The following is a 23,466-nucleotide window of genomic DNA, read 5'->3' as shown; positions in this document are numbered from 1 at the left end:
GGCGCCTCGACCTCGCCGGGGGGGGCGTTTCCATGTCCGGACCGGCCTCGCGTGTAGCTACATGAACGACTAGTCCGTAGCTACACACAGAACCGAAGGGGGCACCCGATGACACTCAACCAGGACACCATCGACGCCGTGTTCACCGCCACCGCCACCACCACCTGGACGGACACGAACCTGGGCCCGATGGCGCACGTGACAGTCAACGGCAAGGAGTACACCTCGACGTCCACTGTTCCGGCCGGCACCTAGCGAGCATCAGCTAAGTGTCCGCGGAGTTGATGCGGTGGCGTCCCATCCAGTCGGCAGGACTGGCGGCCACGGCGGCGGCGACCGTAACCTTCGAGGTGGGCCTCTGGTCTGACTCCAACAAGAAGTGCGGCACCGCCACGGCGTCCCTGTACACAGGGACCCACCCTTTGCAGAGGGGTGCGGTGCCGTGCTTCGTTTTGCGGAGGGTTCGGACGAACTGACCCCTTCGCGCCCTTTACCCGAGGGGCGCGCACCACACGCACTGGTGGCTCCCCGTGTCGGCGCTGGTGCCGGAGAGCTGATAGTGCGGACATGTCGCCGCGACCTCTTCGGCCGAACGTCCCGCGCCCTCCCCCGCCCGTTGAGGCGCTATACCCGTGGGACTGGCAGTCCATGCGGTACGCCGGCGCGAAGGGCGACGACCAGCTCGACACGGCGATGCGGACGTGGTGCGAGCGCCATCAGCAGGCCGTGTCGGAGTGTGAGGAGCCGGGACCGCCCTGCCCGGGCGCGCCGGCGCACGAGCACGGTGAGCCCGGCCAGCCGGGACCGTGCACGGGTTGGGAGCAGACCCGCCGGTGCATGTGCCCGGCGTGCTGTGGCGATACCCCGGACATGTACGGCTTCGTCGGGGATTACTGACCGGCCGTGCGTCCGTCACCCGGTCGAGGGGAGACAGGCAGCACGACTTTCCACCACCACTTGCGTGTAGCTACACAAACCCTTTATCGTGTAGCTACACCGAGACGGAACGCCCCAAGGAGACGCGGACATGAACGCCACGAACACCATCACCCTCACCACCAAGGACCACGAGGCGCTGGAGCTGGTCGCTGGCGGCGATGTCATCGCCTGGCTGCGCGGCGAGAAGGACTACCGCACCATCAACGGCAACACCGAGAACCGCCTCCACCGGGCCAGCCTGATCGAGGAAGTCAAGGTCGGCACTCGTACCCGCCGCGTGGCCGGCGTGACCATGAGCTACGACGTCAAGGTCTGGGCCCTCACCCAGGCCGGGCGTGAAGCCCTCGCCCCCACCGCGCCGGCCGCGGCCGAGCCGGTCGTCGAGACGGCACCGGCCGAGGCCCCGAAGGCCCCGAAGCTCACCACCGCCCGGCGGCGCGCACTGGCCCTCATCGCCGCCGGCGGCGTCACCGTCCGCGAGTCGCACATCGGGGCCCCGCTCCGGATCGCCAACACGAAGGGCGACCGCGTCCGCCGCGACGTGTTCAACGCGCTGCTCCGCGACCGGCTCATCACGGTGGACACCGCAACGTCGCTGTACGCGGGCCAGTCCGTGACCCTCACGCCGGCCGGCCGCACGGCGCTGGGCGTCGTCCCGTCGTCCGTGAAGACCGCAAACACCCGGGCGCACCAGGTGCGGGCAATCGGGCGGCAGCACGCCGACGACGCGGCGGGGATGGGCGTGTGCACGGTGTGCGGGGAGGTCGGCGAGTGGACCGCGCTGGTGGACCTGGCGCCGAACGCGTACGGCTGCTCCGCGCGTTCGCGGTACTGACCCGGATCACCGGTCGGCCCCGCCACTCGACCTGGCGGGGCCGGCCCCATCCACCGCACACCTGAAAGGCACCCCATGACCACACACCGCATCCTCTTCCAGGCCCCCGCCACCGCCACCCGCGACGTCGACCTTCCCCACGGCCTCACCGACCGCGCCGCAATCCAGGAGGCCGCCGAAGACCAGGGCATCGACTTCCCAACCGTGTGCAACGGGTGCGAGACCCACATCGACCTGTCCGACGACTGGAAGCCCGTAGCCATCGACGGCACGCCGCTCCCCAGCCCGGACGACGAGGCAACGGTGGAAGCCCTCAGCGACACCATCGAGCAGTTCTTCAACGAGGTCGACATCGAGACATTCGAGTCCGACGACCTCGCCACCGCCATCCTCCGGACCCTCAAGTGCGCCGGACTCACCAACTAACCCGCCCCCGAGAAGAGACCATGCCTCAGACACCCGACGTCATCGTCAGCCTCACCCGCTTCACCGTGTCCGTCCTCCCCGCCAACGACGTCAACCACAAGGCGTACGCTCTCCAGGTCGAACTGAAGCCCCACGGCTGGGTCGTACACGACGGTCACGTGTACTTCGATCCCGACGGCAGTGAAGCGTTCAGCCAGTCCACGGCGTACCACTTCGCCGACCACGAGGACGCCCTCGCCCTGGCCAAGCGCCTCGCCCCCGGGCTCACCGTCAACGGGCACACCGCGACCGAGGTCTACCACCAGACCCGTCGGCCGGCCGCGCTGCCCCTCGCCACGCCCTGCGCCGACGGCACCTGCACCCACCCCCTGAACTGGCACCGCGAGCCCGACGGATGCACCGTGTGCGCCTGCGCCCGATTCCGGCCGCCCACCGACAACTGACCCCGGAAACACGTGAAGGCCCCCGAGCGACGATGCTCGGGGGCTTACGCGCGTGAAGCGTCATGACCTGCGGCGAACGGCCGGACCCTCATGACCATCGGGTGTCGTGTCGCTACAGGTGTAGCTACGGGGTGATGCGGCAGTGTCGGTGCCAGGCGTCGCGGATGGTTCGGATGAGTGCGGGGGTGCCGGTGACGATGAGGCCGACGAGGCATACGAGAGCGGCCCCAGCACATGCGAGGGCCGCTATCACGAGGTCTCCGGGCTCCACGGTCACCGGGTGCCGTCCGGGGTCGTAGATGGCGGTTGCGGACCGTTCAGGCCGGTACGGAGAATGTCGAGGGTGTCGCGGGCGTGTTCGGCGGCGCCGGGGGTGGGGCGGCCGTTGTCGACGGCGAGCTGGTTGAAGCGGGTCACCAAGGCTATGGCGCGCCGGTGCCGGGCCAGTTCGGTGCGGAGCTGTTCGAGTTCGTCGTCGCGTTCGTCGAGGACGGCGTCGGCCAGGTCGTACTCGTTCGCCCCGAACCGTGGGGGTCCGCCCGGGGTGGTCGGCGGCCAGGTGAGTTCCTTGATGCGGTCACGGATGATGCCGGCGTATCGGTTGCGGCGCTCATGCCGCGCTTGGTCGTCGGCGAGTCCTCGAGGGCGCCGGCCGTGCCGGGTGGTATCGGCGAGGAGGCGTCGGATGTTCGCCGCGATCTCCGGGCCCGGGTCCGGCGGCGGGGTCGTGATGGTCGCGTGGTAGCGCAGCCCGGCCGCGCGTTCCTCCTCGGTGGGTTCGAGGAGCTTCCCGCAGTCGCCGGGGCACGGGTCGAAGATGGAGTGGACACCGGCCGGGCACTCCTCTGCGCGGGTCGGCTGGTTACGCATCGGTGCTCCTCGGATGGTCGCCGTCGGCTGGCCGGGGCGGGGCGGCGCTGGGCCGGAGGCCGTCGAACTGGGCGGTGGGCAGCGGGGGCTTTGTCATGCGTCGTCCTTGTTGCGGATCACGGCGAATATGGATGCGGCGGCCTTTCGCTTGGCGGGTATGTGCATCCAGCGCTGGGCGAGGGCGATGACGCGGCGTAGGGCGTCGGGGTCGTCGCCGGCCGGTGGGGCCGGCGGTCGTTCGGCGGGCGGCCCCGGAGTCCGCTCCGCCTGCCGGGTGGTCTCGACGGCGCGGGCCTTGCTCTTCCAGTACCGCACCGACCGCTCCAGCGCGGCGTTGCGTCGGTGGAGTTCCTCGGCCTCGAGGGCCCGGCCCGGGCGGCGGGTGGCACGGTGGAGGCCGGTACGGAGCCGCTCCCCCTCGTCCAGGGTGAGCCCTCCCTTGCGCACGGCGCGCTCGATGAGGTTCTTGATCTGGTCGGGGGTGGGCGTCTTGGGGTTGGGCATGAGGGCGGGTCCTGGCGGGTTCAGGTGGTGGCGAGCTGGGCGGCCCAGAGAGTGAGGAGGCCGGCGTGTTCCGCTGCTCGGCCGACGCAGGCGCCGCACCAGGCGAGGCCGGCGGGCGGTTCGGTGGGCATCGGGTCGAGGATGACGGCCGACGAGTCGACGACTCTCCAACCGTGCACGCCGCAGTACGCCTGTCGGCCGGCGTACTTGCCGTCTTCTCGCATGATGTGCAGGCGGCGGACTTGGCCGGCTCGGCGGCCGGAGCGGTCGTAGTATCCGCGGTAGAAGGCCCTCACTGCGTGGGCTCCTTCGTCGGAGCGGTGTATCGGTAGGTGCGGGGGCGGTGTTCGTCGCAGCGCCAGCCGCCGGCGTAGAAGCGGGCGGGCTTCCCGCACCGGGGCCGGCCGGTGTCGCAGCCGGCCTCGTGGTCGTACGCGCCGGGCATTAGAACGGGGGTTCGTCGTCGTAGTTGCTGCCGCCCTGGGCCTGGTCGTTCCAGGCGCCGCCGGCGGCCGACTGCTGCTGGTCGCTGTTCCAGCCGCCGCCCTGCGCCTGGCCGCCGCCGTAGCCCTGGTTGTTCCGGCGTACCCGCTCGACGCGGGCGGTGGCGTTCCGGAGGGACGGGCCGACCTCCTCGACGTCCAGTTCGTACACGGTGCGCTTGATGCCCTCGTTGTCCTCGTACGACCGCTGCTTGAGGCGGCCCTGGACGATGACGCGCATGCCGCGCTGGAGGGATTCGGCGACGTTCTCCGCTGCGTGCCGCCACACGGAGCAGGTGAGGAACAGCGACTCGCCGTCCTTCCACTCGTTGGTCTGCCGGGCGAAGGTGCGCGGGGTCGACGCGATGCGGAACTTGGCGACCGCGACCGCGGAAGGGGTGAAGCGGAGTTCGGGGTCGTCGACGAGATTCCCGATGACGGTGATGATCGTTTCGCCAGCCATGGCGTGTGCGCTCCAGGTGTGTTCAGGCCGCGGGGTCGCGGTCGGTGAGGTAGGGGGCGTCCGGGTCGTAGTCGGGCGTAGGGGCCGCGGTGTCATCGGTCGTGGTGGCCGGGGCGCGGCGGCGGGGCGGGGTGGCCGCAGTCGTGCGGCCGGTGGTGTACGGGGCCCCGGGGCGCCGGTACGTCTGGTGACCGAACGGGTTCCCGATGTGGTAGTTGGGGCAGTACCGGCACTCGTAGATCACAAGGCGGTGCCGGCCGGGCTGCCGACGGAGGCGCTTCCAGCGCCGTTTCGCCTCGGCGTGTGAGGCGTACGGGACCTTCGTGCGGCAGCTGATGTCCTCGTCGCTGGCGGTCACCGGCGTCATGCCGCGGCCCGCTGCCGGTTCGCCGCGGCGATGTAGTCCGGGTCGGTGAAGCGGGGCTCGTCAACCCAGGTACGGGCGCCACCGGCCTCGGTGCGTACGCGGACCTTGATCCGCTCCCAGGTGCGGCGCAGCGATTCCTCGTCCATGTCGAGGCGTTCGGCCATGATGTCCCAGGGCATGTCGAGGTACCGGGCGGCGTAGGCGATGGCGAGGGTGCGGGTCCGGCCGGACATGAGGACCTGGTCGCCGGCGAGGCGGCGGAGCGCGGCGGCGGGGTCGGCGGCGCCGAAGTCGCCCTTGTTCGCGGGCCCGGTGCGCGGGCGGGCCCGCGGGTCGTCGAGCGCATCGTCGTCCCAGGCGAGGGGTGACGCGCACTGCCCGATCTTGGCGGCCAGGCGAGCCTGCTCGGCCTCATCGGCGGGGATGCCGTGTTCCTCGGGGGCCCACGTCCAGCGTTGGTCGTAGAGGGCGCACACGGCGAGGTGCTCGATGACCGGGACGGCCTGCTCATGCTGCTCGTCGAGGAAGTTGCCGACCTTGTGCATGGGCCAGCCGAGGGCCGCGGCGAGGTCCCGGTACGGCCAGCCGAGGGTGTGCAGGGCGCGGAGCCGGCGGCGGGCGCCGAGGGGCGACGTCGTGTCGTACAGCCGGGCTTCCCGCGGGATGGGCAGGGAGAGGATGCGGCGTTCGACGTCCCAGCCGATCGGCTCCCCGCGGAACGCCCGGCGCAACTGGGCAGGGTTGATGAGGCGGGCGTGGACGGTGATCTCGCGGTCGGTGACGCCGACGTATCGCAGGGCGCGGACGTGCACGGCGGCGGTGAGGCTGCGCACCATCCGCGTGACGGGGACGGCCGGGACGGCGACGGCGGTCGTCATGTTGCTCGTGCTCCTTCCAAGGACTTGGTGCGCCGGCGGGCGTTGTCGCAGCCGCGGCACTCAATGGCGCCGCTCGGGCGGACGTAGCCGTGCTCGGCGAGGTCATGTGTGCCGGCGGGGCAGGGGCCGGCGAGGGTGACGCCGTGCAGCGCGGCGTAGAGGAGGCGTTCACGCTGCCGGCTGATGTCGTCGGTGAGGTGGGGGCCGTGAACGCACAGCCGGGCGCCGCAGCCGGCCTTGATGAGACCGACCGGCTCGGTGTCGTGGTGCAGGACCCAGGCGACGTGGCGTGCCGGGTACCGGACGTCGTCGACGTAGAGGACCGGGGTGGTGCCCTTGTCGGCGGTGCCCTGCCAGATGCGGTGGTCGCCGACGCGGTGCCGGCGGTCGCGGAACGCCCAGACGACTTCCGCAGGGACCGCGCCCGGGGTGACGGGCGCGGTCCGGACGATCCGGCGGGCGGTCACGATGCCGGGGCCCACACGGGGATGAGGCCCGGCTGGTCGCGCCAGACGTGGATGACGGCGCCTGGCTGGTCGAGGGCGTGCAGCCCAAGCTGCGGGTACGTCTTCGACAGGTCGCGGTAGCGGATGACGCGGGCGTCGTCGGCCCAGGCGCCGGCCTGGGTCAGCGCGTCCTCCGTGCTGCGGAGGAGCTTGGAGAGGTCGGGGTAGACGGTGTGAGCAACGCGGTCCTTCGGCATCCGCGCGGGCGCCGGCAGCGTGAAGTGCATCTCCCCGACAAGGGGGCCGTCGAGCTTCACGAAACCGGGGCGCCGTACTACGAGCCGCTCCGCGGCGTCCTTCACGGCGTCGCGCCAGGGCTTCACCTTCGCCGACGACTCGACGAGGATCGGAACGAGGTTGCCCTTCTTCGACCGGCGGTACCGGCCGGTGGGCTTCTTGCTGCCCTGCGGGCCGGGGACGCCGTAGACGACGAGGGAGAACTCGGGGGCCGGCAGGTCGCTGATGTCGGGGTGCAGGGGGACGGACACGGGGTTCTCCGGGGCGGGTCAGGATGTGGTCTTGTGGCGGTCCGCGCCGGCGCGGGTGATGAGCCACAGGGGGGCCGGCCGGCGTATCACGGGCGGCACCGTGGCCCGCGCGAAGGCGCTACAAGCGGCCGTGTCGTCGCGGGCCTTGTTGAGGTCGGCGGGCCAGGTGACGCCGGTCCGGTGCCGGCGGTGTCGCGTGCACGGGATGACGGCGTCGAACGGGTGCATCTCGTCGCCGGTGTAGATCAGCGTCGCGCCCTCGGCGTCGGTCGTCGTTGCGGTGCCATCACCGCGGCCGGTCCAGTCGTCGAAGAGGATCCCGAAGCCGTAGGCGATGCCGTAGAGGTAGGCGCGAGCGCGCCCCTCCTCCGCCGGCGTCGGGCCCGGCCTCTCCGAGGCCGAGCCGTCGGTGGTCACTGCTCCGCCCCGCCCTGGCCGCTGTCAGCGTCACCGGCGGTGAGGGCGCGGAGGCCGGTGAGGTGGCGGAGTTCGCCGGCGGCCCACGCCGCGGCGACGGCCTTCCTGCCGGCGTCCCCGCCCTCGAACCGCACCGAGTGCGTCCGGGTGCCCTCCTTCATGACGACGCCGGGCACCTCAAGGATCTCGCCGCCGTCGCTGCTGACGACCTCGGCGGCGCCACGCTTGGCCATGGCCTGGAGGAGCTGCTCGCGGTACGCCGGCCGGACCTCGGTGACGATGACCGTGCGGGTGATGACCTCGTCGGGGGCGTGCTCGGCGACGAACTCGGTGAACGCGTCCTCGTCGTCGACCTCGGGCTTCGGGTCGGGGTTGACGGCGGAGATGCTGGCGACCTTGATGCCGTTCGGGAGACGTACGGCGACCTTCTCCAGGTCGAAGTCCTCGAGCGTCGTCTGCGTGCCGACACGGTGCTTCTTGAGGGTGTCGGCCACCTGCGCGCTGAGAACGGTGAGAACGGCTTCCTCGAGGATCTGCTGCTTGAAGTTCTGCATGATCTGGCTCCTGGAAGGTGTCGGGGCCGGGCCGCCGCCGGTCGAGGGGCGGCGGCCCGTACGCGGGGCGAGAGTTACTTGGGGTCGACGGCCGGGGCGTCGGCGGCGATCTTGATGGCGGCAAGCGACGTCTTGCCGTCGCGGACGGCGTTCCACGCGGTGAGCACCTGGGCCATGTGCCGACCGTCGCTGACGTCGCGCTTCGCGTCCTTGTCGGTCATGACCCGGTTGCGGAGGGTCAGAACCGGGTGACGGAGGGGGAGTTCGGCGCCGTCGCCCAGGCGCTGGAAGAACCAGACGGCCTCGTCGGCGGCGATGCGTGAGGTGAGGTGGTGGGCCGCGCCGACGACGGAGGGCGGAATGTAGCGGAAGGAGTGGTACACGCGGACTGCTATCTCGGCGGAGCGGCGCAGGCTGGGGTTCGCGTCGAGGAGGGCGTTGAGTTCGGGGGTTGTGGCGCTCTCGCCCGCGGAGAACCGCTTGTCGCCGTTGTCCCAGAGCCAGACCTTGCGGGCGACGGAGGCGAGGATCGCGGAGTTGTGCTCGCCGCGGAGGGCGAAGACGTCGCCGGCGGTCCGCTTGGCGCCGCCGTCCATCGTGTCCTGCGCCTTCAGGGGCAGGCCGGTGACGACGAGGGTGGTGATGGTGACGCCCGACTTCACGACGGCGAGGAGGCGGTGCTGGCCGTCCAGGATCGTGCCGTCGTGGGCGATCTTGACCGCCTCACCGTTCACGTCCCACTGGCCGGCGAGCATCATGCGCACGTTGGCGTTGACGCGGTTCTGCCGGATCGGCCGGTTGTGGGTGTTGCGGCGCAGCATGTCCCGGGCGACGTCGGGGGTGATGACGACGAACTCGGCCTTCACGTCGACGACGGCCGGCGCAGCAACGAGCTTCGGGTGGGTGAACGGGTCGGCGGCCGGGCGGGTCGAGTGGACGACGGCAGTGGTCATTGCGGGTGTGCTCCTTCGGTGGTGTTACGCGGCGGCCGACGCGGGTGCGGCGGTCGTGAGGGAGTGCGCGAAGTCGCGCAGGGTCTGCGGGATGTCGGCGGGGTCGACGCCGAGCAGGTCGGGCCAGGCCGACAGGCGCTCGATCGGGTCGTCGGTCCAGTCGGCGTCGGGCCGGATGGTCGCCAAGTAGGCGGCGAGGGCGCGCAGGGTGTCCATGACGGCCGGTACGCGCTCGATGTAGGCGCGGGCGGTGTCGGCGGCCTCGCGGTCCGGGATGGCGAAGACGAACGGCAGGGAGCCGGTCGTCGCTTTGTAGGCGGCGGCGGGAACGTCGAGGCGCTCGCTGGTCGGGTCGACGAAGTTCAGGCCGCCGGACCAGAGTCCGAAGCGCTCGATGTCGTCGGCCATTTCGAGGGCGCTCTGCACCATGAACCAGGTGGGTGTCGTGTCGGGTGCGGGCATGGCGAGTTCTCCCGTTGGCGGATGTGGTCTTGGGTGGTGCGGCCGGGCGGGCGGGATGTCGGGGCTCGACCGCTCCGCCCGGCCTGCTTGGGGGTGGGCCCGGTTCGGCAGTGACCAAGCTAAGGCGTTTCTATTGCGCGCGCAATAGAGAGTGGGGAGATTTCCCAGGGCGTGCCCGGTGGGCACCCCCAGGCATGCCGAAGGCCCCGCCCCCCGGGTGTCGGGGGCGGGGCCTTCGGGTGGGGTTACGCGGTGCGCCGGCCGTTCGCGGCGAGCCAGCCGCGGGCCAGGTCGCGATGGAACTCGAGGAGCACGGATCGGCTGACATGCTCACCGCGCCGGCCGTACACCTTGTACGTCGGGCGGTCGGCGGCCGTGTACTTGCGGCGCAGGTCGCGGGCGCTCATCGGGTACGGGCTCGTGGCAACCACGGCTTCGGCTTCGTTCCAGGTGATCAGGTCGGGCGGGTACCGCTTGAAGAAGGCGGCGGTCACGCAGCCCGGTTGTGCTGGCAGGGCGGGCAACTTCGGTTCCGGTGGGGTCAGGCGGCGGCGACGTCGCGGTGGGTGATGTGGTGCTGGACGACCTCGGCGAGGGTGAACACCCGCGGGACGCCGGGTGCGATCGCGCAGCGGACGACGCGGCAGGTGGCGGCCCAGTCGTCGGTCGACGTCCGGGTCCCGACGAGGGACCAGGCCATGCACGCGGGGCACGCCAGTTTGCCGAGGATCCCGTCCGCGTCGCCGATGGTGAGCGCGGCCCGCAGGTCATGAACCAGGCGGAGTTGGGCGTAGTCGAGCCTGGCTTCGTCGCTCGTCTCGGCGAGTTGGGCGGCATAGTCGGCGACCGCGGTACGGCCGGCGGGGACTTCGCCCCCGTGCCGGCGCGTGAAGTCTGCGAGGGCCCGGTCGAGATCGAGGGCCAGGTCGTACACGCCCAAGTTGTAGGGCGTACCGGCATGTGTGCGGGTCGCTCGTCGCTCGGGTAGCGCGAGCGCGCCGGCAAGCCGGGTCGCGCCGGCTCTCGACCAGTGCGGGTCGGCGGCAACGGCGTAGGTGAGGGCGGAGCGCTGACGCGTGGACTCCTGGTTACTCATGTGACGCCCCCATGCGTTCGGTGATGTGCGCAGCAACGGCCGCCCGACTAGGCAGGAAGACGGAAAGTGATCTTCCGGTTGCGGCCAGCGCCCAGCATCTTGCCAGGCGCGGTGGAAGGTTTGGAGGTTGGGTGAAGGCACACGAGAGACATCGCGAAGCCTTTACCGAACGCATGCACGATTTTGGCATGCACCTCCGGAAAAAACAGAACCGCCCGTACAACCCTTCCCGCATTGCCCGTTTTTGACGGGTTGGGGGGTTGTCGGGCGGTGACGCCGGCGATAACCGGCGAACGTCAGCGCTTAGCCTTGGCGGCCTCCTCGGCGGCGTGCACCAGATCACGGAACAAGCCCGTCATCTGCACGGCCGACGTGAAGTCGACGCCAGCGTCAGGGTCCGGCGGGAGATGCCCCTGGCCTTCACGAAGGACGAGGAGACCGCTCGTCAGGCGCTCCAACTCCTTCGCCACCACGGACACGGTCGCAACCGTCGCCTCGTCGCCGAGATCGAGGCCGGCGTTCCTGAAGACGCCCGTCCAGTGCCGAACAGCCTCGGCCGCAAGTTGGCCCTCCACCGTCGCCCCTGGAAGGGCGGCCGGGTCGGCCGTGCCCGGCTGCGCGCCGCGGCGGCCGGCAAGGGAGACGACCGGGGCGAGGCTATCGCCGTCGGACTCCGGCTGGTGTGCCGTCGCTGGCATGCGTGTCTCTCTCCATGCTGAGTGGCTTGCGATCATCGCGTGTAGGCGGGCCCTCACGCCGATACATCTACCGGCAGGGTGGCAGACGGCTACGCCCACCGCCACCGTTTCGGGGAATGCCTAACCGCTCCGTAACGCATGGCTGCCCACGATACCGTCGACAATCAGCCACAAAGCAACCGCCCTCACCCACTCATGTCCAATTTTGCCGACATGATCACAAGCGCGCTGAAGGCGGCGAGCCTCATCGGGAAGCCGGGAACATGGTCCCGGCATGCGGGTGATTGTAGACAGGTCTCGCGGCAAAAGGTAGCCCCCGCTTCCGGGCGGCCGACCGGGACGAGCGTCGAGTCACCGGTGCTGGCGCGACTCGTCACCATCGCGGTGCAGCACCTCTCCTGACGGAGAGCGGAACGAGCGCGTCGCATGGCCCGGGCAGCAGAAAGCCCGACCGGTATCTAGGCGGCCGGGCTCACTGATGTATCGCGGAAGACCGTGAAACCGGGGTAGGAGCCCGGTGACGAGGTCTTGGGTGCAGACGTTGCCGTTACACCCACGCCTGATCGTACCGGTGAGGTCGACGGAGTCAACGTTGGCTGTCGGTCCGTGCGGCCCGGCCGAGACGTCGACCAACGTGTCACGCGGTGCCGTCGACCGGCCCGCCAGCCATCGGGGTGTCCGGCGTCCGGGCGATGCCCTCACGATGCGGCTTGGTCTTGATCGGTCCGGCCGTAGGCCGCGGCCCTCGCGCGCCTACAACCGCGCCTCCGGCGGGACGGCAACCACATCGCCCGCGCCACCTACTACCTCGGCCTTACGAACGGACATCAACCCACCGAACTGAGAGGGGTCCGTGAAGAGGGTCTCTGATTCGTACAACAAACCGGGGCCTTCGGTGTACGACAAGCCGTGCCGGTCGCCCTGCAACAAGCCGTGCCGGTCGGGTCCTACAAACCGTGCCGGTCGCTATCGACACTCCCGCCCGCTTCGCGCCTCTCGGAGGGCGCCTGCCGATCAAGGACGGCTCAACGCGGCTGCCCCGCTGTCGGGGTGACAGGTGCGCAGGGGGCCGAGCGGGCGCCCCCGCGCCGCGCGCGGCCTGCATCGCCGGCAGGCAGGGAGGAAAACCCGATCTGACATCTCGGCCGAGCATTGGCCGAGCTAATGATCTTGGACGGCCAGTTGGACGCATCGAAGACTGCCGCCGAGACGGCAACTATGCAGGTCAGAACGTTCCTGCGTCATCCTGCTGTGGTGGGGCGGGTGGGACTCGAACCCACGGCCGACGGATTATGAGTCCGCTGCTCTAACCGGCTGAGCTACCGCCCCATAGCGGCGTGTCGCGTACAAGTGTGCGCGCCGTCTGCCGCAGCATAGCCGCTCATACGATCTCCTGCCTCGGATGGTCGGCTTCCACGCCGCTGCTCATGACCTTGAGGACAGCGGCGCGGGCGCCGCGGTTCCCGGGGACATGAAAAAGGACCCCTGAGGGGTCCTCGTTCAGCGCTCCCCCGACTGGACTCGAACCAGTAACCTGCCGGTTAACAGCCGGCTGCTCTGCCAATTGAGCTACGGAGGACCGAAGCTCCCCCGACTGGACTCGAACCAGTAACCTGCCGGTTAACAGCCGGCTGCTCTGCCAATTGAGCTACGGAGGATCGCCTCGTTTGCATCGAACGTACCTACCTGGGTATTCGCCAGGGGGCGGCCGCTCGCTGCGACACATACATTAGCGCAAGCAGGGGGGTGCTCCGCCAATCGGTACCCTCGGCGCCAGCGCCGCACCAGATACCTACGCACGGGAAGGGTGGCAGCCATGCGCTACCGGCTCACGTTCCTCGCCGGTCTGGCCCTCGGTTACGTACTCGGCACCAAGGCCGGACGCGAGCGCTACGAACAGTTGAAGAAGTCGGCCCGGCAGATCGCGCAGAACCCCGCGGTCCGCAACACCGCCGAGACCGCCGCCCAGCAGGGCCGCGTCTACGCCGGCAAGGCCTTCCACACGGTCGGCGACCGCATCCCCGAGTCGGTGGCCCACCGGGTCCGCTCGCTCCGGGAGCGCAACGGCCACGGCACCCGCGAGGACGACTGGGGCACCAGCACCACCTGACGTTCCGCCCTCGGGCCCCTCGGCCGAAGCCGGGCGCGGCGGTACGGCAAAATTCTCCGCATGGGGATAGTCGCCGGCTTGGACAGCTCACCGGAGTTCACACGCATCGTGGTCTGCGACACGGACACCGGTGCCGTACTACGACAGGGGTACGCCCCGCACCCGGTGGAGGGCCGGCCCAGCGACATCGACCCGCAGGCCTGGCTGCTCTCCCTCGGTGAGGCGGCCGGCGGCGGTCTGCTGGAGGGGGTGCAGGCCATCGGGGTCTCGGCGCAGCAGAACGCCGTGGTCCCGCTGGACGCCCAGGGCAACACCGTCCGCCCGGCCCTGGTCGGCGGCGACAAGCGCGCGCAGGTCGCCGCCGCCGACCTGGTGGACGCGCTCGGCGGCCGGGAGGCCTGGGCGCAGGCGGTCGGCTGTGTGCCGGGGGCCGCCCAGCCGGTCACCAAGCTGCGCTGGCTGGCGAAGAACGAGCCGGAGAACGCGCAGCGCGTCGCCGTTCTGCTCCAGGCCCACGACTGGCTGGTCTGGCAGCTGCTCGGACGGCCCCTGCGGCGCACCACCGACCGCGGCGGGGCCTCCGGCACCGGGTACTGGTCGGCGGCCACCGGCGCCTACCGTCCCGACCTGGTCGAGCTGGCGCTCGGCCACCAGGCGGTGCTGCCGGAGGTGATCGGCCCCGCCGAGGCGGCCGGCACCACCCCGGAGGGGCTGCTGATCTCGGCCGGCACCGGGGAGACCATGGCCGCCGCGTTCGGGCTGGGCCTGGGCCTCGGGGACGTGGTGGTGTCGCTCGGGGCCTCCGGTTCGGTGATGGCCGTGCACCCGGAGGCGCTCGCCGACCACTCCGGGATGATCACCTCGCTCGCCGACGCCACCGGCATGCACCTGCCGGTGGTCACCACCCTGAACGCCGTACGCGCCCTGCGCGGCACCGCCGAACTGCTCGGCCTGCCGGACCTGGAGAGCCTGTCCGAGCTGGCGATGAAGTCCACGCCGGGGGCGCACGGGCTGGTGCTGCTGCCGTACCTGGAGGGCGAGCGGACGCCGAACCTGCCGCACACCGCGGGCACCCTCGCGGGGCTGCGGCGCGAGTCGATGCGGCCCGAGCACCTGGCGCGGGCCGCCTTCGAGGGCATGCTGTGCGGGCTGGCGGACGCGCTGGACGTGCTGCGCGGGCGGGGCGTGGAGGTGCGCCGGATCTTCCTGCTGGGCGCCGCCGCCGAGCTGCCCGCCGTGCAGGCGTCGGCGCCGTCGCTGTTCGGCGCGCAGGTCGTCGTACCGCAGCCGGCGGACTACGCGGCGATCGGTGCGGCCCGGCAGGCGGCCTGGGCGCTCGGGGTGTCGCAGGGCGCCCTCGATCCGCGGACCCCGCCGGCCTGGCAGGGCGCGGCGGCGCAGGTGCTGGAGCCGGGTGAGGAACTGGCCGTGGGACAGGCGGTGCGGCAGCAGTTCACCGCGGTGCGGGAGCAGACCCACCCGGGGGCATTTCACGCATAAGAGGGCACAACAGGTCTCGACTCCGCGAAACCCCGGGCCAGTAGGGGCAAACCTTCGGGTTAATCGGTTGAGGTAACGCGGGTGGAGTGTCCGACGATAGGGGCCAAGGGCAACCGACCAGCCCCTGTCGCCGACTCCGAGAGACGTAGCGTGCTCATACGACTTCTACGGACCTATCTCAGGCCCTACAAGAAACCCATCACCCTGCTGGTGGCGTTCCAGTTCCTCCAGACCTGCGCGACCCTCTACCTGCCCACCCTCAACGCCGACATCATCGACAACGGTGTCGTGAAGGGCGACACGGGCTACATCCTGTCCTTCGGCGCCCTGATGATCGGCATCTCGCTGGCTCAGGTCGTGTGCAACATCGGAGCCGTGTACTACGGCGCCCGGACCGCCTCGGCGCTCGGCCGGGACGTGCGCGGTGCCGTCTTCGACCGGGTGCAGTCCTTCTCCGCACGTGAGGTGGGTCACTTCGGGGCGCCCTCCCTCATCACCCGTACGACGAACGACGTCCAGCAGGTCCAGATGCTGGTCCTGATGACGTTCACCCTGATGGTGTCGGCGCCCATCATGTGCGTGGGCGGCATCGTGCTGGCGCTCGGCCTGGACGTGCCGCTGTCCGCCGTGCTGATCGCGGTCGTGCCGGTGCTCGGCGTCTGTGTGACCCTGATCGTGCGCCGGCTGCGCCCGCTGTTCCGGTCGATGCAGGACCGGCTGGACACGGTCAACCGGGTGCTGCGCGAGCAGATCACCGGCAACCGGGTGATCCGCGCCTTCGTGCGGGACTCCTACGAGCAGCAGCGGTTCGGCCGGGCCAACGCGGAGCTGACCGAGATGCAGCTGGCCACCGGCCGGCTGCTGGCCCTGATGTTCCCGATCGTGATGACGGTGGTGAACCTGTCGTCCATCGCGGTGGTGTGGTTCGGCGCGCACCGCATCGACAGCGGCGGGATGGCCATCGGCGACCTCACCGCGTTCCTCGCCTATCTGATGCAGATCGTCATGTCCGTGATGATGGCCACCTTCATGTTCATGATGGTGCCGCGCGCCGAGGTCTGCGCCGAGCGCATCCAGGAGGTGCTGGACACCGCCTCCAGCGTGGTCCCGCCGGCGGCCGGCGTCACCGGGCTGCGCTCCCACGGGCACCTGGAGATACGGGGCGCGGGCTTCCGCTATCCGGGCGCCGAGGAGCCGGTGCTGAAGTCCATCGGCCTGACGGCCCGGCCCGGCGAGACCACGGCCGTGATCGGCTCCACCGGCAGCGGCAAGTCGACGCTGCTCGGGCTCGTCCCCCGGCTGTTCGACGCCACCGACGGCGAGGTTCTGGTGGGCGGCGTGGACGTGCGCGAGATCGATCCGGTGCTGCTCGCGAAGACCGTCGGGCTCGTCCCGCAGAAGCCGTACCTGTTCGCCGGCACGGTCGCCACCAACCTTCGCTACGGCAATCCGGACGCCACCGACGAGGAGCTGTGGCACGCGCTGGAGGTCGCCCAGGCCAAGGACTTCGTGACGAAGCTGGAGGGCGGCCTGGACGCGCCGATCGCGCAAGGCGGCACCAATGTCTCCGGCGGTCAGCGGCAGCGGCTCGCCATCGCCCGCACGCTGGTGCAGCGCCCGGAGATCTATCTCTTCGACGACTCCTTCTCCGCGCTCGACTACGCCACCGACGCCGCCCTGCGCGCCGCGCTGGCCCGGGAGACCGCCGAGGCCACCGTGGTGATCGTGGCCCAGCGGGTGTCGACCATCCGGGACGCGGACCGGATCATCGTGCTGGACGAGGGCCGGGTGGTCGGCTCCGGCCGGCACGCCGAGCTGATGGCAGGCAACCAGACCTACCGGGAGATCGTGCTCTCCCAGCTGACGGAAGCGGAGGCCGCCTGATGGCCGGTCCCATGGGACGCATGATGGGCGGCGGCCCCGACCAGCGCTCGCTGGACTTCAAGGGGTCGGGCAAACGGCTCGTCGCCCGGTTCCGGCCGGAGCGGCTGACGATCTACGCGCTGCTGCTGTGCGTGGTCGTCAGCGTGGCCCTGAGCGTGGTCGGCCCGAAGATCCTCGGCCGCGCCACCGACCTGGTGTTCGCCGGCCTCATCGGCCGGGAGATGCCGCACGGCGCCACCAAGGAGCAGGTGCTCGACTCCATGCGCGAGCGCGGCGAGGGCCGGGTCGCGGACATGCTCAGGAGCACCGACTTCACCCCCGGCAAGGGCATCGACTTCCCGGCCGTGGGAGAGGTGCTGCTGCTCGCCCTCGGCACCTTCCTGGTCGCGGGACTGCTGATGGCGGTCGCGACCCGGCTGGTCAACCGGGCCGTGAACCGCACGATGTACCGGATGCGCGAGGATGTCCAGACCAAGCTGTCGCGGCTGCCGCTGTCGTACTTCGACAAGCGTCAGCGCGGCGAGGTGCTGTCCCGGGCGACGAACGACATCGACAACATCGGGCAGACCCTCCAGCAGTCGATGGGCCAGCTGATCAACTCGGTGCTGACCATCGTCGGTGTGCTGGTGATGATGTTCTGGGTGTCCTGGATCCTGGCGCTGGTGGCCCTCGTAACCGTCCCGCTGTCGTTCGTGGTCGCCACCCGGGTCGGCAAGCGCTCCCAGCCGCACTTCGTGCAGCAGTGGCGCTCCACCGGCACGCTCAACGCCCACATCGAGGAGATGTACACCGGGCACGCCCTGGTGAAGGTGTTCGGGCGGCAGGAGGAGTCGGCGAGGCAGTTCGCCGAGCAGAACGAGGCGCTGTACCAGGCCGGGTTCAAGGCGCAGTTCAACAGCGGCGTCATGCAGCCGTTGATGATGTTCGTGTCGAACCTGAACTATGTGCTGGTGGCGGTCGTCGGCGGGCTGCGGGTCGCCTCCGGCGCCCTGTCGATCGGTGACGTGCAGGCGTTCATACAGTACTCGCGGCAGTTCTCCATGCCCCTGACGCAGGTCGCGTCGATGGCGAACCTGGTGCAGTCCGGTGTGGCCTCCGCCGAGCGGATCTTCGAGCTCCTGGACGCACAGGAGCAGGAGGCGGACCCGGTGCCGGGCGAGCGGCCGGCCGAGCTGCTCGGGCGGGTGTGCCTGGAGCACGTGTCGTTCCGGTACGACCCCGACAAGCCGCTGATCGAGGACCTGTCGCTGACGGTGGAGCCGGGGCACACCGTGGCGATCGTCGGCCCGACCGGCGCGGGCAAGACCACGCTGGTCAACCTTCTGATGCGGTTCTACGACGTCTCGGACGGCCGGATCACCCTGGACGGGGTGGACATCCGGACGATGACCCGGGACGAGCTGCGCTCCGGCATCGGCATGGTGCTCCAGGACACCTGGCTGTTCGGCGGCACCATCGCGGAGAACATCGCCTACGGCGCCGCGCGTGAGGTCACCCGGAGCGAGATCGAGGAGGCGGCGCGGGCCGCGCACGCCGACCGGTTCATCCGGACGCTGCCCGACGGCTACGACACCGTGATCGACGACGAGGGCACGGGCGTCAGCGCCGGTGAGAAGCAGCTGATCACCATCGCGCGGGCGTTCCTGTCCGACCCGGTGATCCTGGTGCTGGACGAGGCGACGAGCTCGGTGGACACGCGCACGGAGGTGCTGATCCAGAAGGCGATGGCCAAACTGGCGTCCGGCCGTACGTCGTTCGTGATCGCACACCGGCTGTCGACGATCCGGGACGCGGACACCATCCTGGTGATGGAGAACGGGTCGATCGTCGAACAGGGCGCGCACACCGAGCTGTTGGCGGCCGGCGGGGCGTACGCACGGCTGTACCAGGCGCAGTTCGCGCAGGCCGTGGCCGAGGTGGACTAGGCGCGGGGGGCCGTCGCCGGGCGGCGGCCCCTTCAGTCCAGGTAGCCCCTCAGCTGCTCCGCGAAGGCGTGGTCGCGGAGCTTGCCCAGGGTCTTGGACTCGATCTGGCGGATCCGCTCCCGGGTCACGCCGAACAGCCGGCCGATCTCCTCCAGCGTGCGCGGACGCCCGTCGGCCAGGCCGTAGCGCAGCTGTACGACCTTCCGCTCGCGCTCCCCCAGGGTGGACAGCACCGCGTCCAAATGCTCGCGCAGCAGCAGGAAGGCGGCCGACTCCACCGGGCTCGCGGCGTCGCCGTCCTCGATGAGGTCACCGAGGGCGACGTCGTCCTCCTCGCCGACCGGGGCGTGCAGCGACACCGGCTCCTGGGCGAGGCGCAGCACCTCGCGGACCCGCTCGGGCGGCAGGTCGAGATGGGCGCCGACCTCTTCCGCGGTGGGCTCGTAGCCGCGTTCCTGGAGCAGCCGCCGCTGCACCCGGACGACCCGGTTGATCAGCTCCACGACGTGCACCGGGACGCGTATGGTGCGGGCCTGGTCGGCCAGCGCCCGGGACATGGCCTGGCGGATCCACCAGGTGGCGTAGGTGGAGAACTTGTAGCCGCGGGCGTAGTCGAACTTCTCCACGGCCCGGATCAGACCGAGGTTGCCCTCCTGGACGAGGTCGAGCATGGTCAGTCCGCGGCCGACGTACCGCTTGGCGACGGAGACGACCAGCCGCAGGTTCGCCTCGATGAGGCGCCGCTTGGCCATCCGGCCCATCACGACGAGCCGGTCCAGGTCGAGCGCCAGCTCGCTGTCCAGGTCGGGGGTGGTGCCCAGCTTCTCCTCCGCGAAGAGGCCGGCCTCGACCCGGCGGGCGAGCTCCACCTCCTCGGCGGCGGTGAGCAGCGGGATACGGCCGATCTCGCGCAGGTACTGCCGGAACAGGTCGGCCGAGGGCCCGCCGGACTCCGCCCGCGCGACGACCGGGACCTCCACCTCCGCGGCCTCGCCCGGCTCGTCCGGCTCGTCCGGCCCGTCCGACCCGTCCGGCTGCTCCGCCCGCGCCGCCTCCCCGGCGGCCGGATCCGGGTCCAGGCCGGCCCGCCCTTGCGGGGGTACGGCCACGAGGACGCCGGTCTCCGCGTCCGGGTCGTCCGCGCCGGTGCGGGTGGCGCCGGCAGTGCTGTCGGTCTGGGCGAGGGTCCGGGTCTGCACGGGGGGCGACCTCCAGGATGATCGCTGCGAAGCCGAGCGGCAGCGGCAGCGTGCGCTCCGAGGCTCGGGCACCGCCCCCAGTGTGGGGTACGACACAACACCGCCACGAGGGGCGTGCGGTGACTTTTTGCATCCGTCCGGTGACGTGCTGGTGATTCCGGCGCCCTACAGCGCCTCCGCGCCCCGTTCCCGCAGGGCCTGGTCGTACTGCTGGAGGACCCACATCTCGTTCTGCACGGCGGCCAGTTGGGCGGGGTCGCCGCCCGTGGAGAGGCGGGTCAGCTGGGACTGGATGTCGCGGATGCGGCGTTCGACGGCGCGGCGGCGGATCTGGACCAGGACCGTGCCGGCGTAGGTCTCGTCCACCGTGCGGCGCAGGATCGGCTCGACGGCGAGCTCGGTGACCATGGAGCGGACCGTGTCGTCCGGCGCGGCCTCGCGCACCCGGACCAGGTACTCCTGCGGGTCGGGCACGCCGTACTCCGCGCCGCCCGCCTCCGCGATGGCCAGCCGTACGGCCGCGTACGGCGGTGCCGTGAACTCGTCCACGCCGTACGCGTCGAACGCCGGGGAGACCAGTTCGGGCCGCTGGAGGGCGAGTTTGAGCAGTTCGCGTTCGGCGGCGTAGACGGGGTTGCGCAGGGTCAGTGCCGGGCCGGAGTTCGCCGGGCGCGGCGCCTCGGTCCACTGCCGCTCGTCCGGGCGGCGCCGGTCGGACCGCTGCGGCCCCTTGCCGCCCTCGCGGGCCCAGCGGGCCAGCTGGGCGACCCGGCGGACCACGAACTGGGTGTCGAGGATGCCCAGCATCCCGGCCAGCTCCACGGCGACCTCGTGCTGCGCGCCGCTGTTCTTGATCTTGGCGACGACGGGCGCGGCCTCGTCCAGCGCGGCGGCCCGGCCGGCCGGGGTGTCCAGGTCGTAGCGGCCCACGATCTGCCGGAGCGCGAACTCGAAGAGCGGGGTGCGCGGTTCGACCAGGTCGGCCACCGCCTCGTCGCCCTTGGCCAGGCGCAGGTCGCAGGGGTCCATGCCGTCGGGCGCGATCGCGATGTACGTCTCGGCGGCGAACTTCTGGTCGTCCTCGAAGGCCCGCAGCGCCGCCTTCTGCCCGGCCGCGTCACCGTCGAAGGTGAAGATCACGCGGGCGCTGCCGTTGTCCATCAGCAGCCGCCGCAGGATCTTGATGTGCTCCCCGCCGAAGGCCGTACCGCAGGTCGCGATGGCCGTCGTCACCCCGGCGAGGTGGCAGGCCATCACGTCGGTGTAGCCCTCGACCACCACCGCGCAGCTGGCCTTGGCGATGTCCTTCTTCGCCAGGTCGATGCCGTACAGCACCTGGCTCTTCCTGTAGATCGGCGTCTCGGGCGTGTTCAGGTACTTCGGCCCGTTGTCCGCCTCGTACAGCTTGCGGGCGCCGAAGCCGACGACCTCGCCGCCGATGTCCCGGATCGGCCACATCAGCCGGCCGCGGAAGCGGTCGATGGGGCCCCGGCGGCCCTCCTGGGACAGCCCGGAGAGGATCAGTTCCTTGTCGGTGAAGCCCTTGCCGCGCAGATAGCGGGTGAGGTGGTCCCAGCCCTGCGGGCTGTAGCCGACCCCGAAGTGCACGGCGGCGGCCTGGTCGAAGCCGCGCTCGGCGAGGAAGATCCGGCCGGCCTCGGCCTCGGCACTGCCGGCGAGCTGCTCGGCGTACCACTGCGCGGCGATCTTGTGCGCCTCGACCAGGCGGATCCGCTCGCCGCGCTGGTGGGCCGGGTTGTACCCGCCCTCCTCGTACCGCAGCGTGATGCCGGCCTGCGCGGCCAGCCGCTCGACCGCCTCCGAGAAGGAGAGGTGGTCCACCTTCATCACGAAGGTGATGGTGTCGCCGCCCTCCTGGCAGCCGAAGCAGTGGAAGAGTCCCTTGCTGGGGCTGACCTGGAAGGACGGCGACTTCTCGTCGTGGAACGGGCACAGGCCCTTGAGGTTGCCGCCGCCCGCGTTACGCAGCTGGAGGTACTCGGAGACCACGGCGTCGATCGGGACCGCGTCCCGTACCGCCTTCACGTCCTCGTCGTTGATCCGTCCTGCCACGGATGAATTCTACGGGGGCGCGGCGGCGCTCCCGGTGCCTTCGGGGGTCACGGGACGAGCCCGGCGAGCGGCACGTGCGGGTCCGACAGGGCCTCGGTGTTCACCCGGGCCCCGGAACGGATCAGGTTCTGGATGTGCTCTGTGACATCCCACACGTTCACGTTCATCCCGGCCAGTACGCGCCCCTCGCGCACCCAGAACGCGATGAACTCCCGCTTGCCCGCGTCGCCGCGGATCACCACCTCGTCGTACGACCCGGGCGGTGCCCAGCCGCTGTACTCCATGCCCAGGTCGTACTGGTCGGTGAAGAAGTACGGCACCCGGTCGTAGGCGACGTCCTGGCCGAGCATGGCCCGCGCGGCGGCCGGGCCGCCGTTCAGGGCGTTCGCCCAGTGCTCCACCCGCAGCCGGGTGCCGAACAGGCCGAGCGGGAAGGACGCCACGTCGCCGGCCGCGTGGATGTCGGGGTCGGACGTGCGCAGCCGCTCGTCCACCAGGATGCCGCCGCCGTGCGCCCGGTCGGCGATCTCCAGTCCGGCCGCCTCGGCGAGCGCCACCCGCGGTGCCGCGCCGATCGCCGCGAGGACGTCGTGCGCCGGGTGTTCCTCGCCGTCGTCGGTGCGGACCGCGAGGACCATGCCGTCCTGCCCGACGATCTCGGTGAGCCTGGCCCCGAAGTGGAAGCGGACGCCGTGCTCGCGGTGCAGCTCGGCGAAGACGTTGCCCAGCTCCGGGCCGAGGACGCCGTGCAGCGGGGTCGGCTCCGGTTCGATCACCGTCACCTCGGCGCCGTACTGCCGGGCCGCCGCCGCGACCTCCAGCCCGATCCAGCCGGCGCCCGCGATCACCAGGTGCCCGTTGTCCCGGCCGAGGTGCTGGAGCACCCCCTTCAGGCGCTCGGCGTGCGCGAGGCGGCGCAGGTGGTGGACGCCCGCCAGGCCGGTGCCGGGAATGTCCAGGCGGCGCGGTTCGGCGCCGGTGACCAGCAGCAGCTTGTCGTAGCGGACGAGAGTGCCGTCGTCACCGAAGCGGACCGTCTTCGCCGTACGGTCGATACGGTCCACGGTCTGGCCGAGGTGCAGCTCGACGTCGTGCCGCGCGTACCAGGCGGGCTCGTGCACGAAGACGCTGTCGCGCTCCGCCTTGCCGAGCAGATGGCCCTTGGACAACGGCGGACGCTCGTACGGGTGGTCGCGTTCGTCGCAGATCAGTATCACCCGTCCGCTGAAACCCTCCGCCCGGAGCGTCTCGGCCGCCTTCGCACCGGCGAGACCGCCTCCGACGATGACGAATGTCTGATCCGCGTCGACCACTTGATGCCTCCTCGTAAGGGTGCCGCCACGTGCGAGCCTCCCGCACGCAGCGTGATGCGGGAAGAGGGGGTGACCCGATCA

The 23,466-nt window shown here is 70.9% G+C and carries 26 protein-coding genes and 3 tRNA genes; 8 read left to right on the top strand and 21 right to left on the bottom strand.

The features are described 5' to 3' along the window. Positions 1-108: 108 nt before the first annotated feature. The 4 genes from ABD350_RS08685 to ABD350_RS08670 all read left to right on the top strand — a co-directional run bounded on the left by ABD350_RS08685 (position 109) and on the right by ABD350_RS08670 (position 2,643). Positions 109-255 (top strand): hypothetical protein, encoded by a 147-nt coding sequence (locus ABD350_RS08685; protein WP_344347229.1) that lies wholly within the window; start codon positions 109-111, stop codon positions 253-255. Between the two features lie 772 nt (positions 256-1,027). Beyond that, positions 1,028-1,774 (top strand): hypothetical protein, encoded by a 747-nt coding sequence (locus ABD350_RS08680; protein WP_344347227.1) that lies wholly within the window; start codon positions 1,028-1,030, stop codon positions 1,772-1,774. 75 nt (positions 1,775-1,849) lie between these two features. Beyond that, positions 1,850-2,200, top strand: coding sequence for a hypothetical protein (locus ABD350_RS08675; protein ID WP_344347226.1), 351 nt, complete (start codon positions 1,850-1,852; stop codon positions 2,198-2,200). A 20-nt stretch (positions 2,201-2,220) separates the two neighbouring features. Beyond that, a complete protein-coding gene (locus ABD350_RS08670) occupies positions 2,221-2,643 on the top strand; it encodes a hypothetical protein (protein WP_344347225.1) in 423 nt (140 codons plus the stop codon). Positions 2,644-2,916: 273 nt separating this feature from the next. Here the strand turns inward: ABD350_RS08670 and ABD350_RS08665 are convergent, their stop codons facing one another. From ABD350_RS08665 to ABD350_RS08580, 18 genes are all read right to left on the bottom strand, one after another. Further along, the gene (locus ABD350_RS08665; protein WP_344347224.1) at positions 2,917-3,513 is read right to left on the bottom strand and encodes a hypothetical protein; all 597 of its coding nucleotides are present in this window, start codon (positions 3,511-3,513) and stop codon (positions 2,917-2,919) included. 93 nt (positions 3,514-3,606) lie between these two features. Continuing rightward, positions 3,607-4,017, bottom strand: coding sequence for a hypothetical protein (locus ABD350_RS08660; protein WP_344347223.1), 411 nt, complete (start codon positions 4,015-4,017; stop codon positions 3,607-3,609). 20 nt (positions 4,018-4,037) lie between these two features. Then, entirely contained in the window at positions 4,038-4,241 is a 204-nt protein-coding gene (locus tag ABD350_RS08655; RefSeq protein ID WP_344347222.1) for a hypothetical protein, read from the bottom strand. A gap of 220 nt (positions 4,242-4,461) precedes the next feature. Then, positions 4,462-4,962, bottom strand: coding sequence for a single-stranded DNA-binding protein (locus ABD350_RS08650; RefSeq protein WP_344347221.1), 501 nt, complete (start codon positions 4,960-4,962; stop codon positions 4,462-4,464). 22 nt (positions 4,963-4,984) lie between these two features. After that, positions 4,985-5,320: a hypothetical protein gene (locus ABD350_RS08645; protein WP_344347219.1), complete on the bottom strand. Its 336-nt coding sequence runs from the start codon at positions 5,318-5,320 to the stop codon at positions 4,985-4,987. 5 nt (positions 5,321-5,325) lie between these two features. Next, positions 5,326-6,207 carry a hypothetical protein gene (locus ABD350_RS08640; protein ID WP_344347218.1) on the bottom strand — a complete coding sequence of 294 codons (882 nt, stop codon included), beginning with the start codon at positions 6,205-6,207 and terminating at the stop codon, positions 5,326-5,328. Next, the gene (locus ABD350_RS08635; protein ID WP_344347217.1) at positions 6,204-6,689 is read right to left on the bottom strand and encodes a hypothetical protein; all 486 of its coding nucleotides are present in this window, start codon (positions 6,687-6,689) and stop codon (positions 6,204-6,206) included. The genes ABD350_RS08640 and ABD350_RS08635 overlap by 4 nt, the downstream gene beginning before the upstream one ends. After that, positions 6,671-7,201 carry a RusA family crossover junction endodeoxyribonuclease gene (locus ABD350_RS08630; RefSeq protein WP_344347216.1) on the bottom strand — a complete coding sequence of 177 codons (531 nt, stop codon included), beginning with the start codon at positions 7,199-7,201 and terminating at the stop codon, positions 6,671-6,673. The genes ABD350_RS08635 and ABD350_RS08630 overlap by 19 nt, the downstream gene beginning before the upstream one ends. A gap of 18 nt (positions 7,202-7,219) precedes the next feature. After that, positions 7,220-7,618, bottom strand: coding sequence for a hypothetical protein (locus ABD350_RS08625; RefSeq protein WP_344347215.1), 399 nt, complete (start codon positions 7,616-7,618; stop codon positions 7,220-7,222). Then, positions 7,615-8,172, bottom strand: coding sequence for a hypothetical protein (locus ABD350_RS08620; protein WP_344347214.1), 558 nt, complete (start codon positions 8,170-8,172; stop codon positions 7,615-7,617). Before ABD350_RS08620 ends, ABD350_RS08625 begins: the two co-directional genes overlap by 4 nt. Before the next feature lie 74 nt (positions 8,173-8,246). Then, positions 8,247-9,125 (bottom strand): hypothetical protein, encoded by an 879-nt coding sequence (locus ABD350_RS08615; protein ID WP_344347213.1) that lies wholly within the window; start codon positions 9,123-9,125, stop codon positions 8,247-8,249. Between the two features lie 24 nt (positions 9,126-9,149). After that, positions 9,150-9,587, bottom strand: coding sequence for a hypothetical protein (locus ABD350_RS08610; protein ID WP_344347212.1), 438 nt, complete (start codon positions 9,585-9,587; stop codon positions 9,150-9,152). A 245-nt stretch (positions 9,588-9,832) separates the two neighbouring features. Then, the gene (locus tag ABD350_RS08605) at positions 9,833-10,081 is read right to left on the bottom strand and encodes a hypothetical protein (RefSeq protein WP_344347211.1); all 249 of its coding nucleotides are present in this window, start codon (positions 10,079-10,081) and stop codon (positions 9,833-9,835) included. A gap of 47 nt (positions 10,082-10,128) precedes the next feature. Beyond that, entirely contained in the window at positions 10,129-10,683 is a 555-nt protein-coding gene (locus ABD350_RS08600; RefSeq protein WP_344347210.1) for a hypothetical protein, read from the bottom strand. A 296-nt stretch (positions 10,684-10,979) separates the two neighbouring features. Next, entirely contained in the window at positions 10,980-11,381 is a 402-nt protein-coding gene (locus ABD350_RS08595; protein ID WP_344347209.1) for a hypothetical protein, read from the bottom strand. 1,252 nt (positions 11,382-12,633) lie between these two features. Then, positions 12,634-12,710, bottom strand: a tRNA-Ile gene (locus ABD350_RS08590). Positions 12,711-12,887: 177 nt separating this feature from the next. Beyond that, positions 12,888-12,960 (bottom strand) — tRNA-Asn (locus ABD350_RS08585). Between the two features lie 6 nt (positions 12,961-12,966). Beyond that, positions 12,967-13,039, bottom strand: a tRNA-Asn gene (locus ABD350_RS08580). A 158-nt stretch (positions 13,040-13,197) separates the two neighbouring features. Between ABD350_RS08580 and ABD350_RS08575 the strand changes: the two genes are divergently transcribed. The 4 genes from ABD350_RS08575 (at position 13,198) to ABD350_RS08560 (ending at position 18,800) form a co-directional block, all read left to right on the top strand. Next, positions 13,198-13,491, top strand: coding sequence for a hypothetical protein (locus ABD350_RS08575; RefSeq protein ID WP_030777052.1), 294 nt, complete (start codon positions 13,198-13,200; stop codon positions 13,489-13,491). Positions 13,492-13,551: 60 nt separating this feature from the next. Beyond that, a complete protein-coding gene (locus ABD350_RS08570; protein ID WP_344347208.1) occupies positions 13,552-14,991 on the top strand; it encodes an FGGY family carbohydrate kinase in 1,440 nt (479 codons plus the stop codon). A 150-nt stretch (positions 14,992-15,141) separates the two neighbouring features. After that, complete coding sequence (locus ABD350_RS08565; RefSeq protein WP_344347207.1) at positions 15,142-16,875, top strand: ABC transporter ATP-binding protein; 1,734 nt, start codon at positions 15,142-15,144, stop codon at positions 16,873-16,875. Then, entirely contained in the window at positions 16,875-18,800 is a 1,926-nt protein-coding gene (locus ABD350_RS08560) for an ABC transporter ATP-binding protein (RefSeq protein WP_344347206.1), read from the top strand. Before ABD350_RS08565 ends, ABD350_RS08560 begins: the two co-directional genes overlap by 1 nt. Positions 18,801-18,832: 32 nt before the next feature. Here ABD350_RS08560 and ABD350_RS08555 read toward each other — a convergent pair whose 3' ends face one another. From ABD350_RS08555 to ABD350_RS08545, 3 genes are all read right to left on the bottom strand, one after another. Beyond that, the gene (locus ABD350_RS08555; protein WP_344347204.1) at positions 18,833-19,999 is read right to left on the bottom strand and encodes an RNA polymerase sigma factor; all 1,167 of its coding nucleotides are present in this window, start codon (positions 19,997-19,999) and stop codon (positions 18,833-18,835) included. Positions 20,000-20,164: 165 nt separating this feature from the next. Beyond that, positions 20,165-22,072: a DNA primase gene (gene dnaG / locus ABD350_RS08550; protein ID WP_344347203.1), complete on the bottom strand. Its 1,908-nt coding sequence runs from the start codon at positions 22,070-22,072 to the stop codon at positions 20,165-20,167. A gap of 47 nt (positions 22,073-22,119) precedes the next feature. Next, on the bottom strand, positions 22,120-23,385 hold the full coding sequence (locus ABD350_RS08545) for an NAD(P)/FAD-dependent oxidoreductase (RefSeq protein WP_344347202.1): 1,266 nt from the start codon (positions 23,383-23,385) through the stop codon (positions 22,120-22,122). Positions 23,386-23,466: the final 81 nt, after the last annotated feature.

The organism is Streptomyces nogalater, assembly GCF_039532885.1.
Classification (GTDB): domain Bacteria; phylum Actinomycetota; class Actinomycetes; order Streptomycetales; family Streptomycetaceae; genus Streptomyces; species Streptomyces nogalater.
Note: the sequence above shows the minus strand (reverse complement) of the source record. Positions and strands in the feature narration are given on the sequence as shown.

What these genes read in the sequence shown, in the direction of transcription:
- ABD350_RS08610 (WP_344347212.1), bottom strand. Translation starts at nt 9,587, where the DNA reads ATGCCCGCACCCGACACGACACCCACCTGGTTCATGGTGCAGAGCGCC.
- ABD350_RS08570 (WP_344347208.1), top strand. Translation starts at nt 13,552, where the DNA reads ATGGGGATAGTCGCCGGCTTGGACAGCTCACCGGAGTTCACACGCATC.
- ABD350_RS08560 (WP_344347206.1), top strand. Translation starts at nt 16,875, where the DNA reads ATGGCCGGTCCCATGGGACGCATGATGGGCGGCGGCCCCGACCAGCGC.
- ABD350_RS08615 (WP_344347213.1), bottom strand. Translation starts at nt 9,125, where the DNA reads ATGACCACTGCCGTCGTCCACTCGACCCGCCCGGCCGCCGACCCGTTC.
- ABD350_RS08685 (WP_344347229.1), top strand. Translation starts at nt 109, where the DNA reads ATGACACTCAACCAGGACACCATCGACGCCGTGTTCACCGCCACCGCC.
- ABD350_RS08620 (WP_344347214.1), bottom strand. Translation starts at nt 8,172, where the DNA reads ATGCAGAACTTCAAGCAGCAGATCCTCGAGGAAGCCGTTCTCACCGTT.
- ABD350_RS08640 (WP_344347218.1), bottom strand. Translation starts at nt 6,207, where the DNA reads ATGACGACCGCCGTCGCCGTCCCGGCCGTCCCCGTCACGCGGATGGTG.
- ABD350_RS08650 (WP_344347221.1), bottom strand. Translation starts at nt 4,962, where the DNA reads ATGGCTGGCGAAACGATCATCACCGTCATCGGGAATCTCGTCGACGAC.
- ABD350_RS08600 (WP_344347210.1), bottom strand. Translation starts at nt 10,683, where the DNA reads ATGAGTAACCAGGAGTCCACGCGTCAGCGCTCCGCCCTCACCTACGCC.
- ABD350_RS08665 (WP_344347224.1), bottom strand. Translation starts at nt 3,513, where the DNA reads ATGCGTAACCAGCCGACCCGCGCAGAGGAGTGCCCGGCCGGTGTCCAC.
- ABD350_RS08595 (WP_344347209.1), bottom strand. Translation starts at nt 11,381, where the DNA reads ATGCCAGCGACGGCACACCAGCCGGAGTCCGACGGCGATAGCCTCGCC.
- ABD350_RS08670 (WP_344347225.1), top strand. Translation starts at nt 2,221, where the DNA reads ATGCCTCAGACACCCGACGTCATCGTCAGCCTCACCCGCTTCACCGTG.
- ABD350_RS08680 (WP_344347227.1), top strand. Translation starts at nt 1,028, where the DNA reads ATGAACGCCACGAACACCATCACCCTCACCACCAAGGACCACGAGGCG.
- ABD350_RS08675 (WP_344347226.1), top strand. Translation starts at nt 1,850, where the DNA reads ATGACCACACACCGCATCCTCTTCCAGGCCCCCGCCACCGCCACCCGC.
- ABD350_RS08655 (WP_344347222.1), bottom strand. Translation starts at nt 4,241, where the DNA reads ATGCGAGAAGACGGCAAGTACGCCGGCCGACAGGCGTACTGCGGCGTG.
- ABD350_RS08575 (WP_030777052.1), top strand. Translation starts at nt 13,198, where the DNA reads ATGCGCTACCGGCTCACGTTCCTCGCCGGTCTGGCCCTCGGTTACGTA.
- ABD350_RS08660 (WP_344347223.1), bottom strand. Translation starts at nt 4,017, where the DNA reads ATGCCCAACCCCAAGACGCCCACCCCCGACCAGATCAAGAACCTCATC.